This window comes from Kitasatospora sp. NPDC094016, assembly GCF_040304045.1.
Lineage (GTDB): Bacteria > Actinomycetota > Actinomycetes > Streptomycetales > Streptomycetaceae > Kitasatospora.
The window spans coordinates 248,447-263,097 of the sequence record NZ_JBEOUK010000002.1 but is presented as its reverse complement, the minus strand read 5'-3'; the positions used below and the strand labels follow the sequence as shown (position 1 = coordinate 263,097).

12 protein-coding genes and 3 pseudogenes are annotated in these 14,651 nt (G+C 71.6%); 8 read left to right on the top strand and 7 right to left on the bottom strand.

Going from position 1 to position 14,651, the window contains the following annotated elements; all coding sequences use genetic code 11:
- Positions 1 to 208: 208 nt before the first annotated feature.
- A complete protein-coding gene (locus ABT015_RS02940) occupies positions 209 to 772 on the bottom strand; it encodes a TetR/AcrR family transcriptional regulator (RefSeq protein ID WP_350876102.1) in 564 nt (187 codons plus the stop codon).
- A 138-nt stretch (positions 773 to 910) separates the two neighbouring features.
- Between ABT015_RS02940 and ABT015_RS02935 the strand changes: the two genes are divergently transcribed.
- From ABT015_RS02935 to ABT015_RS02925, 3 genes are all read left to right on the top strand, one after another.
- The gene (locus ABT015_RS02935; RefSeq protein ID WP_350876100.1) at positions 911 to 2,230 is read left to right on the top strand and encodes an aldo/keto reductase; all 1,320 of its coding nucleotides are present in this window, start codon (positions 911 to 913) and stop codon (positions 2,228 to 2,230) included.
- A 69-nt stretch (positions 2,231 to 2,299) separates the two neighbouring features.
- Complete coding sequence (locus ABT015_RS02930; RefSeq protein WP_350876097.1) at positions 2,300 to 3,046, top strand: SDR family oxidoreductase; 747 nt, start codon at positions 2,300 to 2,302, stop codon at positions 3,044 to 3,046.
- A gap of 556 nt (positions 3,047 to 3,602) precedes the next feature.
- The gene (locus tag ABT015_RS02925) at positions 3,603 to 4,205 is read left to right on the top strand and encodes a hypothetical protein (RefSeq protein ID WP_350876095.1); all 603 of its coding nucleotides are present in this window, start codon (positions 3,603 to 3,605) and stop codon (positions 4,203 to 4,205) included.
- A gap of 283 nt (positions 4,206 to 4,488) precedes the next feature.
- Here ABT015_RS02925 and ABT015_RS02920 read toward each other — a convergent pair whose 3' ends face one another.
- Together ABT015_RS02920 and ABT015_RS02915 are read right to left on the bottom strand one after the other, a co-directional pair.
- The gene (locus tag ABT015_RS02920) at positions 4,489 to 7,260 is read right to left on the bottom strand and encodes an alpha/beta hydrolase (RefSeq protein ID WP_350876093.1); all 2,772 of its coding nucleotides are present in this window, start codon (positions 7,258 to 7,260) and stop codon (positions 4,489 to 4,491) included.
- A gap of 157 nt (positions 7,261 to 7,417) precedes the next feature.
- Positions 7,418 to 7,813, bottom strand: coding sequence for a hypothetical protein (locus ABT015_RS02915; protein ID WP_350876091.1), 396 nt, complete (start codon positions 7,811 to 7,813; stop codon positions 7,418 to 7,420).
- On the opposite strand from ABT015_RS02915, the pseudogene ABT015_RS02910 reads away from it, so the two are divergent.
- Positions 7,773 to 8,123, top strand: a pseudogene (locus ABT015_RS02910) (response regulator); the annotation flags it as partial. The gene ABT015_RS02915 and the pseudogene ABT015_RS02910 overlap by 41 nt on opposite strands.
- A 35-nt stretch (positions 8,124 to 8,158) precedes the next feature.
- Here ABT015_RS02910 and ABT015_RS02905 read toward each other — a convergent pair.
- Positions 8,159 to 8,263: pseudogene (locus ABT015_RS02905) on the bottom strand (transposase); the annotation flags it as partial.
- 287 nt (positions 8,264 to 8,550) lie between these two features.
- Between ABT015_RS02905 and ABT015_RS02900 the strand changes: the two are divergent.
- Entirely contained in the window at positions 8,551 to 9,231 is a 681-nt protein-coding gene (locus ABT015_RS02900; protein ID WP_350876088.1) for a DUF4232 domain-containing protein, read from the top strand.
- 54 nt (positions 9,232 to 9,285) lie between these two features.
- Here the strand turns inward: ABT015_RS02900 and ABT015_RS02895 are convergent, their stop codons facing one another.
- The gene (locus tag ABT015_RS02895; RefSeq protein ID WP_350876086.1) at positions 9,286 to 9,612 is read right to left on the bottom strand and encodes a nuclear transport factor 2 family protein; all 327 of its coding nucleotides are present in this window, start codon (positions 9,610 to 9,612) and stop codon (positions 9,286 to 9,288) included.
- A gap of 84 nt (positions 9,613 to 9,696) precedes the next feature.
- Positions 9,697 to 10,881, bottom strand: a complete 1,185-nt coding sequence (locus tag ABT015_RS02890) for a M20 metallopeptidase family protein (protein ID WP_350876084.1) — start codon at positions 10,879 to 10,881, stop codon at positions 9,697 to 9,699.
- A gap of 176 nt (positions 10,882 to 11,057) precedes the next feature.
- Here ABT015_RS02890 and ABT015_RS02885 point away from each other — a divergent pair, with 176 nt between their 5' ends.
- From ABT015_RS02885 to ABT015_RS02875, 3 genes are all read left to right on the top strand, one after another.
- Entirely contained in the window at positions 11,058 to 12,134 is a 1,077-nt protein-coding gene (locus ABT015_RS02885; protein WP_350876082.1) for an Lrp/AsnC family transcriptional regulator, read from the top strand.
- A 204-nt stretch (positions 12,135 to 12,338) separates the two neighbouring features.
- Positions 12,339 to 13,157 carry a PLL family lectin gene (locus ABT015_RS02880; protein WP_350876080.1) on the top strand — a complete coding sequence of 273 codons (819 nt, stop codon included), beginning with the start codon at positions 12,339 to 12,341 and terminating at the stop codon, positions 13,155 to 13,157.
- Positions 13,158 to 13,350: 193 nt separating this feature from the next.
- Positions 13,351 to 14,214: a PIG-L family deacetylase gene (locus tag ABT015_RS02875; RefSeq protein ID WP_350876078.1), complete on the top strand. Its 864-nt coding sequence runs from the start codon at positions 13,351 to 13,353 to the stop codon at positions 14,212 to 14,214.
- A gap of 192 nt (positions 14,215 to 14,406) precedes the next feature.
- Here the strand turns inward: ABT015_RS02875 and ABT015_RS02870 are convergent.
- Positions 14,407 to 14,622 (bottom strand): annotated as a pseudogene (locus ABT015_RS02870) (SDR family oxidoreductase); the annotation flags it as partial.
- Positions 14,623 to 14,651 lie beyond the last annotated feature (29 nt).

The following is a 14,651-nucleotide window of genomic DNA, read 5'->3' as shown; positions in this document are numbered from 1 at the left end:
GACGGCCCGTACGCGCACCTGGTAGGTGTGGCGTCGTAGGGCTGGCCGGTGACCTGCCAGGAGAGGTCGAACCGGTAGGCGGGGACGGGGCCGAACGTGGGCAACCATCCCGACGGTCCTCACCAAAGTCCGGGGCGCCACGACCGCCGCGGCCGCAGCCATGCCGTCCGGCATCGGCCGACGCATCGCCGAACCGCCGGCGTATCGCTTAGCGGGGCCTGAGTCCGTCGACGACGATGTCCAGCATCCGGTTCAGCTGGGGGCGCTGCTCGGGCGCGCCGGCCACGGAGAGCAAACCGGCGAGGATGCCGCCCACCTCGACCGGGTCGATGTCGTTGCGCAGCTCTCCTGCTGTGGCGCCGGCCTCGAGCACCATCGTCAGAACCTGCTGGACCTCGTCGCAGACCGGTCCGGTGCCGAAGCGGCCGGACGCGCTCATGGCGACCAGGGCCTCGCAGATGCCGCGTCGTTCACCGGCCCAGTCGGCGAATCGGAGCATCCACGCGTGGAGGGCCTGCGTGGGCGGCTTGGTGGCCAGCAGGGTGCGGGCATCTTCGCGCAAGGACCGGATCTGGCCCCGGTAGACCTCTTCGACCAGATCTTCACGGGTGGGGAAGTGCCGGTACAGGGTGGCGTTCCCCACTCCCGCGCGTTTGGCGATCGCGTCCAGCGAGACCGCGCGTCCGGACGCGAAGGCTTCGGCGGCCGTGGCGATCAGCTGCTCGCGGTTGCGCTGCGCGTCGGCGCGCAGAGTGCTGCGTGGAGGTGTCATGACCTTCGCGATCGTGAGTGTCGGATGAGGCTCGAAAACGATTCGGGGATGTCCCCGTTTCAGTGTACGGTGAGACAAACGGGGAGTTCCCCGGTTACGGGCGGTCTCACCCATCGCTTCGGCAACGAAGGGTTTGCCATGCCTACAGCTCTCATCACCGGGGGAACGACCGGGATCGGCGGAGCGACGGCCGAGCTCAACAAGCCGGGGGTGTCCGAGAGCGCCCGGGACGCCATGCGCTCGAAGGCCCCCTTCGAGCGCTTCGGATCCAGCCAGAAGGTCGCGGAAGCAGTCGCCTTCCTCGCCTCGGACGCCGCCGGCTACATCACCGGCCAGGACATCACCGTGGCCGGCGACACCACGAACCACGCCTCACAGGAGAACACGATGGCACTCACTCTCGACACTTATCGGCTGCTGGGCCGCTCCGGACTCCGGGTCTCACCGCTGGCGCTGGGCACGGCGACCTTCGGCACCGAGTGGGGCTGGGGCGCCGAGCGCGACGAGGCGCGCAAGCTCTTCGACCGCTACACCGAGCTCGGCGGCAACTTCTTCGACACCGCCAGCACCTACACCAACGGCAGCTCCGAGCGACTGCTCGGCGAATTCGCCCGCACCAACCGCGACAAGCTGGTGCTGGCGACGAAGTACTCGACGCTGCGCCGGCCCGGTGACCCGAATTCCGGGGGTACCCACCGCAAGAGCATGCTGGCGTCGGTGGAAGCCAGTCTGCAGCAGCTGAACACCGACTACATCGATCTGCTCTACGTGAACGTATGGGACTTCAGGACGCCGGTGGAGGAGATCCTGCGGGGCCTGGACGACCTGGTGAGGCAGGGCAAGGTGCTGTACGTGGCGATCTCCAGCGCCCCGGCCTGGCAGGTGTCGCGCATGCAGGCGATCGCCGACCTGCGCGGCTGGTCGCCACTGGTCGCGCTGGAGACCGAGTACAGCCTGATCGAGCGCACCGCGGAGCGTGACCTGATCCCGATGGCACGCGAGATGGGACTCGGCGTGGTCCCCTTCTCCCCGCTGGGCGGCGGGGTGCTCACCGGCAAGTACAGCCGGGAGGACCAGAACCAGGCGGGCTCCGTGGTCGGCGAGACCGCCAGCAGCCGCAAGAGCCTCAACGTCGCCCTGGGATCGGTCACCGACCGCAACCTCGCCATTGCCGATGCGGTGAAGGAGGTGGCCTCGGAGCTGGGCCGCACACCCGCCCAGGTCGCACTGGCCTGGACCCTGAACGCCCCGGGCGTGACGGCACCCATCATCGGCGCCCGCACCATCGCGCAGCTGGAGGACAATCTGGGTGCTCTGCAGGTCGACCTCACCCCTTCCCAGCTGGCCCGCCTCGATGAGGTCAGCGCCATCGACCTCGGCAATCCGCACGGCATGCTCGCCAGCGATCACATCCGCACGGTCACCACAGGGGACATGAAGATCGAAACCCTCGGCTGATTCGCTTCATGAACAGCGACATCCAGATATATCGACATGTTTTGACGATGGAACGGAGCAGCCTCGGTCATGGGTAAGTACAGCGAAAAGAATGTGGTGATCACGGGTGGCAGCAGCGGCATGGGGCTCGCGCTGGCGGAGCTGCTGGTGCAAGGCGGAGCCCGCGTGGTGATCACCGGCCGTTCTCAGGCCAAGCTCGACGCGGCACGCGAGCGGCTCGGCGAGAATGCCGTGGCCGTCCGGGCGGATGTGGCCTCACTGTCCGACCTGGATATGCTCGCCGGCCGTGTGAGGAGCGAGCTCGGCTCGATCGAGGCTCTGTTCGTCAACGCCGGCATCTCACCCCTCACGCCCCTCGAGTCGACGACCGAGGACGTGTACGACGCGCTGTTCGCGATCAACGTCAAGGGCGCCTTCTTCACTGTGCAGAAGCTCGCCCCGCTGCTGAGCGCGAACGCCGGCATCGTCCTCACCACCTCGATCGCGAACGCCATCGGCATGGTGGACATCAGCGTCTACGCGGCCGGCAAGGCGGCGCTGCGCTCGATGGCCCGCTCCTTCTCCCGCGAGCTGCTTCCGCGGGGAATCCGTGTCAATGCGATCAGCCCGGGTCCCATCGACTCGGGGATTCTGGAAACGATGAACTTGTCCGAAGAGGCCGCCGACCAGTTCAGGGCGGAGCGGACCGCGAGCAACCCCATGAAGCGCTACGGCACGGTCGAAGAGTTCGCCAAGGCGGCCGCATTCCTCGCCTTCGATGCCACGTACACCACCGGCATCGAGCTGGCCGTGGATGGCGGCGAGACCCAGCTCTGAGCTCGCCTGCCGTCCCGCCACGGGCGTGAGGCCCGCTACCACGGCGGTTTCAGGGGGCGCTGCACCACGTGGTCGTGTCGATCAGGCCGCGAGCAGTTCATGCGGGCGCTCGGCTGAGGTTTCCCAGCCGAGCGTCTTGCGTGGGCCCTTCTCAGGGGGAGGTGGTCGTTCGGCCCGAGGACACGGTCCGTGTGGTTCGGGCACTGTCATCCGTAGGGACGCTCCCACTCACCGTATCGATTGTGCGCGGATTGCCACCGCCATGTAACAGCCAGCGATGATCAAGGGGCGGCACAGGATCGGGCCCACCGGCCGGGACCGCGCGGCGAAACCCCGGACGGGCATCGCTCCGGGTGAGAGGTTCGCCTGTTCGGCTCAGCGAGGATGACGGCCAGGAGACGGCGCCCGGAGACCCTCCTAGCGTTGGACCCCGGGAGACTGCATCCCCGCGGAGCCCGACCGAGGACCTCTCGCCCATCGGCCACCGCTCACCCCGAACCCGGCAGTCGACTTCCACCGTGACCACGCAGGGTCCGGGTCGAAGGAGATGAAGGACATGAACACCACGCGCACCGCCCGCACGCCCGCGACACCCGCACTGAACGGGTGCCGGACATCACGCCGCCGCCTTCGGGCACGGATCGGGCTCGCCGCGACCACCACGGCCCTGTCGCTGCTGCCGATCGCCCCGTCCCCCGCCAGCGCGGCACCCCACCTCCCGCTCACACAGATCGTGCGGGAGGCCAAGGCGAAGGCGCAGCAGGAGCACCCCGGCTCGCAGTTCTACGACGCGGACGCCGTCCTGCTGACACCCACGACCAACCCCAATGACGTCCAGGCCTGGTGGATCCGCTTCCGGGCCAAGGGCTCGGAGCCGTCCTTCGAGTACAAGTACTCGACCACCGGTCAGTACCAGAGCACGCAGCCGTGGCGCGTCCCCATCGGGATCCAGGCCATCTCCCCGTTCACCATGACGGAGGTCCAGGCCCACGATCTGGCCGTCAAGGCCGGGCACACCGGCGCATTCAAGCCCCTGTACCTCAATGAGCCCGTCGTGCAGAACCCGCATCCCACCTACTACTTCTGCATTCCCAGCGAGGGCAGGACGGTGGCGGTGGACACCGTGACGGGCCACGTCACCACGCCGTGGTCGTGCTAGTGACCACGGTGTGAGCCCTGTTCGGTGGCCGTCACCCAGCGGGGGTGGCGGCCATCGGCGGCGCAAAGGGCCGCTGCCGCACGGACCGGCTGTCCGTCCGGTCCCGGCGCCGTTCTTGCCCGTCGCTCGGAGGGCGCCGCAGTGGCCGTCGAGGGGGAAGCAGGTTTCCGTGGCCCCCGCGTGGCCCCTCACGCCGATGGCACCGGCCCCTGCGGCGGGGGCCGGTGCCATGGTCCGGGTGGTGCGCTCGGGCACCGTCAGGGTGGGACGTGGATCCAGGGTGTCAGCCCTGGCGCGCGCCCGTGACCTTCCCCGTGAGGAGGGGGCCGTCCAGCCACTGGTCCTCCTTGAGGATGTACACCTGCATCCGCAGGGACTTCTCGGCCCCGGTCAGCGCGTTGGGGAGCGTGGGCACGGACACTTCGGTGCTCGTCCCGCCCTTGGGGACGGACACCCAGAGGGAGGGGCTGTTCGCGGACAGGGGCCGCTCCGGGTCGGCTTGTTCACCGAGTTTGGAGAGCCATTCCTTGTCGACGTCCTTCGTGGACAGCTCCGTGCCCTCGCTCACCGGCTGGAAGTCGAACCGCGTCTCGATGGTGGTGTCGGCGGGCTCCGAGAGCTCCACCTTCCAGGTGAGCTTCTGGCCCTTGGTGACCGAGTCGGCGACCGGGGTCACGGTGACCGTGGGCATGGGGACGTCGTTCTCGACGAGCACGCCCCCGAAGGCGCTGCCGACCGCCGTGCCGCTCACCGCCTTGGCCGCAACCTCGTGGCGGAGGTCGTGGTTGTAGCGGGTACTGCCCTTGACCGTGATCGACACGCCTACGGAGCCGCCGGCCTTCACCGTTTCGGTGTGGACGGTGGACTCGTGGGTCTCCGGGTCGCGGACGGCGAGCTTGATCACGCCGGTGCCCTCGCCGGCGACCTGGACGGGCACGTTGTAGGTGCGGGTGCCGGAGCCGCCCTTCTTGACCGTCAGCTTGCCGATGTCGACACGCGGGAGCGCGACGGGGCTCACCGCCGGGGTGCCGGGGCGCCAGCCCCAGGCGTCCATCAGCCAGAGCTCGCCGGAGCTGTTGCGCGGGATGAGCTCCAGCGACTGCGCCTGCTTCAGGTCGACACCGGCGCTGACGGCGGCCTTCAGCGGGACGCGGACCTCACGCGCCCAGTGCGCGGCCGTCGAGTTGGAGCCGGGAAGGCCGTCGACGGTGACCTGGCCGAGCTTCACCCGCTTGCCGGAGGTGTCGGTGAGGGCGACGTCGAGTCGGGTGCCCCGGGTGTTCGGCGGCACCATCACCCGCAGGGCGAGCGCGTCGGAGCCCGCCAGTGAGAAGGAGTGCTCCGGCGTCAGGCGGACCGGGGTGCCCGGCTTGGTCCAGCGGGCCGTGACCGCGTTGCGGCCCGGCTCACTGGTGGTGTCCGCCCAGGACGCGAAGTGCGGCGACCTACCGGGACCGGAGTCCGTCCTACAGGCCTGGGTGGTGTTCGTCGTGATCTGCTGGCACACGCGCCCGTTCGTCACCGAGAGCGGGTCGTCGGGCCGGATCGCCGGGGTGCGGTTGCCGCCGACGGCGTGGGTCAGCACCCGGACGGGGCCGGCCGAGGGCGCGCTCCGGTCGGAGCCGTCGAGCAGCGGGCGGACCCGGTCGTCGCCCGCGAGGAAGAGCCGCGCGGCCGCGGCGATGTAGGTGGCGCCCGCCGTCTGCTGCTGCTGGGCACTCAGCCGGGTCTCGGCCTGTGGCGAGCAGACCGGGTCCGGGTTGTTCCTGTCGTCCCAGAAGTCGTCGGCGGCCGGGGCCTCGGCCTGGCCGGGCGTCCACTCCGTGTTGAAGAAGTTGTGGTTGGCGCCGACCATGTACACCGCGCTGTGCAGCGCCGTGCCCTGGCCGATGCCCCGGGTGCCGTCGAGGTAGATCTGGCCCTGAAGATCGCTCACATCGCCGTCGCAGCCCGGCAGGACGGCCATGGAGGGCACGTCGGGCGCGGGGTTCTGGCCGAAGCTGGTGGAGCCGATCAGGACGGTGCCGCGGATCCGCCAGTCCACCGGCCCCCGGTAGCCGTCCTCGGCGGGCGGCGGCGGGGAGACGCTGTCGAGAGCCGCCAGGTTGACGCCCTCGCCGCCCCGGGAGTGGCCGACCAGGAGTACCTTCGAGAGGTCTGCGGGCTCCGTCGCGCGCACGGCCTCGGGGGCCTTCGCGGGGTTCGCACCCCACTCCGCCCAGCGGGCGAGGTGCTGGCGCACCAGGGACGAACGGGCTTGCGCCCCGAAGTCGGCCGCGCGGCCGTCCTGCGCGTTGACACCGTTCGCGGAGATGGAAACCGTCACATAGCCCTGGGATGCCAGGCGCTCCTGGTCGTACAGAAAGCCGCGGTAGCTCGGGACCTCCTTCTTGTCCGGCTTGCACGGCCACTCCATGCCCGCGCTGTTCTTGCCGGGCTCGTAGCAGGTGGCATTGCGGCCGTGGAGGAAGAGCGCCAGCGGTCGCTTCCCCGGCGCGTCCGTCGGGCCGACGACCGTGGCGCGCATCTCCACGGGCTCGGCGTAGCCCGGCAGCCTCACCGACTCCAGGGTGTACTCGCCGCTGATGGTGTGGAACGCACCGGCGACACCGGGGTCGACCGGGTTGGCGGGGAACAGGTCCTGGGGCGCCGCCACGGCCGACGAGCGCAGGTGACCAGGTGCCTCGTCGGCCCTTGCGGCGTCCAGCCGCCGCGAACCGGCGACCACCTGGAGTTCGCTCACCGGTCCGACCCTCGCCCCGTCGAGGGGGAGCCGGAAGGTGCGTTGGTCGGGGGAAGGCTTCGGGACGCCGAGGGTCCGCTCCCCCGAGCGGAACTTGACCAGGGCGCCGCCCATGCCCACGGGCTCGGGCGAGCTCCAGATCAGCTCCCCGCCCTCGACCCGCCACCCCTCCGGCAGCCGCTCCCCGAAGGCGCCCGGCGGCGCGCCGGGTATGGACTCGGTAACCGGTTGCGCGTGCGCCGGCCCTGGCGCACCCGCAGCCAGCGCTACGGCTGCCAGGGCAGCCGCCAGTGCGCGTGAGAGCTGTCTCACGATGATGTCTCCTCGTCGTTGGTCGCGTGGCTCTGTCCACGAGAACGGGCGAATCGAAATGTTCACGACTGCGAAATGTTCACGACTGATGGACAAAGCCGTCCAGGGCAGTCGTCGTCCACGCTCCCCGCCTCCGCGCGTGTCCCGACCCCGCAGCTCAGGGGCGCTGATGCAGCTGCGCCGACTCCGCCGGGGTGCCGTTCACGGTGACGGAGGAGACCTGGAAGCCCTTGAGGTCCGGGGAGAGGCGGTCCAGCGACCGCAGGGCCCGGGCGGTGACGGTCGTGTCCCCCGTCAACAGGTCGGGCCGCGCCGGGTCGTAGGCGATCCGGACGTCGTGGTCCGCCCCGTCGTAGCCGGCGTTGCCGTCGTCGGGGAAGTACGGGTCCCCGATCCCGACCGCTCCCGCGGGGACGGTGGTCAGGGCGACGCCGAGGACGGTGGCGGCCGCCACCAGGGGGGCGGCCTTGCGGTCGGCGGCGGGGACGGTTGACAGCAGCAGGGCGGCCCCGATGACGCGGGCCGTGAGGGACACCAGGCGGCGGGAGGGCATGACGCGGGAGCCTTTCGGAGGCTGGGCCGGGGCACTCCCCCGGCGGGTTCCACCACCCTGGTCCGTCGATGTCAGGAACTTGTCGAGAGGCTGTCAGGAACCGGTGGGAGTACCTCCGGAGGCACATGTCGTGGTCGTCGAGGACGATCCCGAGCAGGCCGACCTGGCCCGCCTGTACCTGGAGCGGAAAGGGCACCGCGTGGTCGTCGTCCACGACGGCCGGGCCGCGCTGGAGCAGGCCCGGCGCGGCCCGGCGGACCTCCTGGTCCTCGACGTGATGATGCCCGTCATGGACGGGCTCGACGTCTGCCGCGCCCTGCGTGCCGAATCCGCCCTGCCGGTGAAGAGCACGGCGGTGACCAACCGCAGGAGCGCGTCGTCGTCGGGGAAGACCTGGACGACGTCGGTGCGGCGTTTGATCTCGCGGTTGATCCGTTCCAGCGGGTTGGTGGGCAGGGGCGGACCAACGGGCAGACACCGCCGCAGGAACCGCCGGCACGCGTCACCCCCCAGGCGTCGCGCTCAGGCCGGGTTCGGCCGGCCGGGGGTGAGGGCACCCGCCAAGGCGAGGGCAGGGCGCGGGCCCCGCCCGGGTGAGCCGTCAACTGTCCGGCGGACAAGGCCCATCGGCTTCTGGGACAGGATCGGGATACTTCCCGCACCTGCCTGTGAACGACCCTCGCCTACGGTGATCACACCCGGTGAACCTCACCGGCCGAACGACATCGGGAGACCTCATGCGCACGCGCCGCCTCGCCCTCACCGCCGCCGCCGTCGCGGCGCTCGCCGCCACCGCGACGGCCTGCGGGCCGGACAACAGCGCCACGGGCTCCACCGCCGCCAGCCCCGCGGCCACCGCCGCCGCGCCCACCGGGGCCGCGACCGCTGGGGCCGCACCCACCGGGGCCGTGCCGACGAAGGCCGCCGACGCGCCCACGACGCCCTCCGCGCCGAAGTCGTCCTCCACACCGAAGTCGCCCGGCGCGCCCTCCGCCCCCGCCGCCGACAAGAGCGGCTACGGCCAGGCCTGCGGCGCCAACGACCTCGCCCTCAGCGCGAAGGCCGAATCCCAGGCCGGCGGCTACCTCCTGATCACGGCCAAGGCCAAGCCGGGCATCACCTGCACGCTCCCCGGCACCCACCCCACCATCGCGTTCGGCTCGCGCGGCATCGAGGCCGCCAACGCTGAGCAGTCCACCGGCGAGCCGATCACCCTGAGCGGCGCCAAGGTCGCGTACGCGGGCATCATGACGAAGACCACCAACACCAACCAGGCGATCCAGTTCACCGACGTCATCGTGGGCATCGGCAACGCCGACCCCGACCCCGCCAGCATCGCCGTCGGCACCACGCCGGTCGACAAGCCGATCGTCACCAACTGGCACACCGTCGCGAAGGACGCCGTCCCCGGCCTCTGACGACCATTCACCGACGGGGCGCCGCGCGGCGACCACCGTACGGGCCCGCGCTGTTCAGCTCAGGAAGTCGACGCGGTCTATGAGGCCTTCGCGCACCCGGTAGGCCACCAGGACGCGGACCGGCTCGTCGGCCAGGCCGTGGGCGACTTCGTGGTCGACCACCCAGTCGCCTTCACTGAGCCGCCCCACGATCTCGGCGCGGCAGCGGCCCTTGGCGAACTGTCCGGCGTACCTGTCACGCAGCGCCTGCCGGCCCTGCAGCCGGCTGCCGTCGGCCCGGTGGATCGTGATGTCCTCGGCATAGGTGGCGACGAAGGCGTCGATGTCGTGGCTGTTGTAGGCGGCGAGCTGCTGCTCGACCACGTCGCGCGGTTCGGTCATGTGATTGATCGTTCCTTCCTCGGTGCACGGGTTACGTGTTACGTGTGACGGGTTTCGGCCGGGTTCAGGCGGGTTCAGGCGGGTTCAGGCCGCGAGGCGGCGGGTGGCGAGTTCGGCGTAGAGCGCGGCCCCGTCGGGGAGCACCGCGTCGTCGAACTCCGCGTAGGGCGAGTGGTTCACCGGCAGGTCGTCGGGGTCGGTGCCCTTCGGGGCGGCGCCGAGCCACACGAGCGATCCCGGCACCGCGTCCAGGACCCGGGAGAAGTCCTCCGATCCGGTCATCGGGTTCGGCATCGACCGGAAGCGCTCCTCGCCGAAGACCTCCCGGACGGTGTCCGCCAGGAAGTCGGTCTCGGCCCCGTCGGTCACCGTCACCGGGTACTGGGGAAGGTACTCGACCTCGGCCCGCAGGCCGTGGGCGGCCGCGATGGCCCTGACCAGCTCCACCGTGGTGTCGGCGGCCCTGGACTGCGCCTCGGCGGAGAAGGTGCGCACGGTCGCCTCGAAGTAGGCGGTCTCGGGGATGATGTTGCGCTGGGTACCGGCCTGGATCAGCCCGACGGTGACCACCACCGGATCGAACACGTCGAAGCGGCGGGTCACCATGGTCTGCAGGGCGGTGACCATCTCGCAGGCCGCCGGGATGGGGTCCTTGGCCCGGTGCGGTACCGAGCCGTGGCCGCCCGCGCCGTGGACGGTCACGTTCAGCGCGGTGGAAGCGGCCATGATCGGCCCGCGCCGGGAGCCGAACTCCCCGTGCCGCATGACCGACGACACGTGCAGGGCGTAGGCGGCGACCGGGCGCCTGCCTGCCGCGTCGAGCACGCCCTCGGCCAGCATGGCTCCGGCTCCGTCCCACCCCTCCTCGCCCGGCTGGAACATGAAGACCACGTCGCCGTGGAGCTGTTCCCGCCGTGCGGCCAGCAGGTGTGCGGCACCCGCGAGCATGGTGGTGTGCAGGTCGTGTCCGCAGGCGTGCATGGCCCCGTTGTCGGCGGCGAACGGCAGCGGGGCCTTCTCGGCGACCGGCAGGCCGTCCATGTCGCCGCGCAGCAGCACCGCCGGCCCCGGTCGGCCGCCGCGCAGCACCGCGGTGACCGAACTCAGCGCGGAGCCCTGGCTCACCTCCAGCGGCAGTCCGTCCAGGGCCCGCAGCACCCGCTCCTGGGTGCGCGGGAGGTCCAGGCCCAACTCGGGGAACCGGTGCAGGTCGTGGCGCAGCCGGACCAGGTCCGGGGCCAGAGCGAGAGCGTCGTCGTGCAGGGACACGGGCACCTCCGTCGATCCCGCGCGTGGCGGGAACTTGTCGGGAACTTGTGCAGAGCGATCTTGTTCCGTGATTCTGGATCTCGCGGCGGGATCTGCCCGCGATTTCGCAGGATCACGCCACCAGGAGGCCCTTCGATGAACGAATCCACCGGCAGCCGACGGTGACCGGCGCCGAGGTGACCGACTCCGAGACAACCGACGCCGAGACGACCGGCGCCGAGGTGGCGGTGGACGAGCTGGACCTCGCCCTGGTGAACGCGCTGCAGCTGCGGCCCCGCGCGCCCTGGTCGCTGCTCGGCCAGACGCTCGGGATCAGCCCGGTCACCGCCGCCCGCCGCTGGCGCCGGCTCTCGCAGGCCGGGATCGCCTGGGTGACCGCCTACGGTCTGCCGCACCCCGAGGACCGCGGGTGCGTCGCCTACCTCGACCTCGACTGCGCTCCCGGCCGACTCCGGCAGATCGCCGACGAACTGGCCGAGGACCCGCACGTGATGAGCATCGAACACGTCGCCCAGGGCTGCGACCTCGCCGTCACCGTGGCCTTCGCCGACCTGGCGACGGTCTCCCGGTACACCGCCGAACGGCTCGGCCGACTCCCCGGGGTCAACGCCGTCCGCGTCCACCTGGCGACCGGCTTCTACGCCGAGGGGATCCGCTGGCGACTGGACTCACTGGACCCCGCCCAGCGCGTGGAACTGCACGACGATCACCCGGCCGGCCACGGGCCGCCGTCCGGCGTACGAGCCGAAGTCCGCGAAGAAGAGCGGGAGTTGCTCATCAGACTGGGCGTCGACGGCCGCCTCGGCCAAGCCGAGCTGGCCGCCGCCACCGGGCTCAGCCCGTCCACGCTGCGCCGACGCCTCGACCGGCTGGCCGCCTCCGACGCGATCCGCTTCCGCTGCGAGATCGCCGCCCGCGACGCCGGCCGCCCGGTCCTGGCGACCTTCCGGGCCGACCTTCCCCCGGACCGGCTCGACGAGGTCGGCCCCCAGCTCGCCAGACTCCCCGAGGTCCGGTTGTGCGTGTCCGTCACCGGCCCGCACAACCTCCTACTCTCCGTCTGGCAGCGCTCCCTCGCCGACGTCCAGCGGCTGGAGGCCGTCCTCGCCCGCAGGTTCCCCGACCTGAGGGTGGCCGAGCGTCGCGTGTCGCTGCGCACCGTGAAGCGGATGGGCCGGATCCTCGACGCGGACGGACGCGCCGTCCGCGCCGTTCCGCTGGACATCTGGCGGGACCCGATCCCGGTCTCCTGACGGCCGTTCAGGTCGGTCCCTGCTTCAACGCGCCGTCTCCAGGAGCCGCGGGCCGCCTCGCACGGGCCCGGCGGCCCGCCCGTGTGTTCCGGCCATTTCCGGGCGTAGGCGCCCGTACCGGTCGCCCCGGCGGGCAGGATGGCCGACGGTCCGCGCCACTGCCCGGCCGGGCCCCGCAGACCGATCGGAAGGCAGGGACCAGCCATGCCCAAGAGCGCACGGCGATGCACCGTGGCGGCGACCCTCTGCGCCGCACTCATCGGCGCAGTCGGCCTCCTCGCACCATCCGCCCAGGCCCAGGTACAGGCCCCGGCGACCGTGTCGTCGACGGCGGACCGGCCCCGGGACACCACCACGCCCCCGGGCACCGAGGGGCAGTCCACCACGGTCACCCGTCCCGACGGCACCCAGGCGCGGTTCGCGGTCTTCGCGACCGACGACGGCACCGGCGGGACCATCTGGTACCAGACGCAGTCGTCCTCCGGTGGCCCGTTCGGCGCCTGGAGCCAGGTCAACGGCATGAGCCTCAGCTACCGGAACCAGGTGCTCACCGCCGTCGCGGACGCCGACGGCGCGCTGGAGGTGTTCACCATCGGGTACCAGTCGTCGGTCCTGGTCCGGATGCACCAGGCGGGCCCGGACGGGCCGTGGTCGGCGCCCGAGCCCTTCGGCCCCACCGGGGGGCTGGTGCCGAGGTTCTTCGGGGTGCCGGTGGCCTTCCAGCGGGCGAACGGCGCGCCGGCCTTCTTCCAGGTCTACCAGGGCGCGGCCAGCCCGCAGTTGTACGTCAACGAGCAGAGCACCCCGGGCGTCTGGGGCTCCTGGACCAACCTGGGCACCGGTCCGCTGCCGGAGGCGGTGGCCACCCCCTCCACCGTCACCGAGTCGGCCGACGGGAGGCTGACGGTGGTCGCGCACATGTGGAACGGCCCCTCGTTGTCCGCCGAGATCTCCGAGCAGACCCCGGGCGGCGCCTGGGGCCCCTGGCGCGACTGCCGCAACGGCGGCTGCGCCGGAGGCTGACCGTCGGGGGGTGGCCGCCGGCAGCCACCCCCGGAAGCGCCACGTGGCGGCCGGGAGGCCGAGCGCACCCCCTGACAGCGCCACCCCACGCCGACCTGCCCGACGGCCTCGACCACCCCCGGGCCCGAGCCTCCCGAGGCGCTGACGCAGACTGGGAGACGAACCACACCCGACCGACCGGAGGACGACACTCATGGCCGACCGGCCCCTGACGCTGATGGCAGTGCACGCCCACCCCGACGACGAGGCCACCTCGACCGGCGGCGTCCTCGCCCGCTACGCCGCCGAGGGCATCCGCACCGTCCTCGTCACCTGTACCGACGGCGCCTGCGGCGACGGCCCCGGCGGCGCCAAGCCGGGCGAGGAGGGCCACGACCCCGCCGCCGTCGCCGAACTGCGCCGCCAGGAACTCGAAGCCAGCTGCCGGATCCTCGGGGTCGACCACCTCGAACTGCTCGGCTACGGCGACTCCGGGATGATGGGCTGGCCCGCCAACGACGCCCCGGGATCGTTCTGGAGCACCCCCGTCGCCGACGGCGCCGCCCAGCTCGCCGACCTGATGCTCCGCTACCGGCCCGACGTCGTCGTGACCTACGACGAGAACGGCTTCTACGGCCACCCCGACCACATCCAGGCCAACCGCATCACCATGGCCGCCCTCACCCAGGCCGCCCTGACGCCCAAGGTGTACTGGACCACGGCGCCGCACTCGATGATGCAGCGCTTCGGCGAGCTCATGCGCGAGTTCGGCGCCGACGGGGGCGACGGGGCCGACGGGGCCGACGGGGACAACCCGGAGCCCACCGGCGAGGTCGTGGAGCTGCCCCCGATCGGGCTGCCCGACGAGGAGATCACCACCTGGGTGGACGCCACCGCCTTCGGCGGGCAGAAGTACGACGCGCTGCTCGCGCACGCCAGCCAGGGCGAGAACATCTTCTTCCTGAAGATGGGCCGGGAGCGGTTCACCGAGCTGATGGGCGTGGAGACGTTCGTCCGGGTCCTCGACACCACCGGCGCGGCGCTGCCCGAGAAGGACCTGTTCACCGGCCTGCGCTGAGCCCCAGGGTGAGCCGCAGGGTGAGCCGCAGGGCAGGCCCGGGGCCTCGGACTGAACGATGCAGGCCACGCCCGGAAGGACGTGGCCGCTTCCGCTCGGGGGCAGTCGGCGAGGGTCCGGACCTGGACCGGAACCCCGGCCGCCGGTACCCGTGCCCGCTCCGCTGACCGGAGCGGGCACGGGCCACCACGATCAGCGGGTGGTGTAGCCGCCGTTGGCGAACACGGTCTGCCCGTTGATCCACCAGCCGTCGGTCCAGCCGTCGGCGAGCAGGAACTTCACGAGCGGGGCGATGTCCTCGATCCCGGTGAGCATCCCGTTCATGGCGCACGGCCTGCGGTAGGCGACGGAGTCGTCGGTCTCGGCCGGGTAGAAGAACGAGGTGTCCATCGGGCCGGGGGCGACGTTGCCGCCGTCACCACGCTGTTCGACGGACT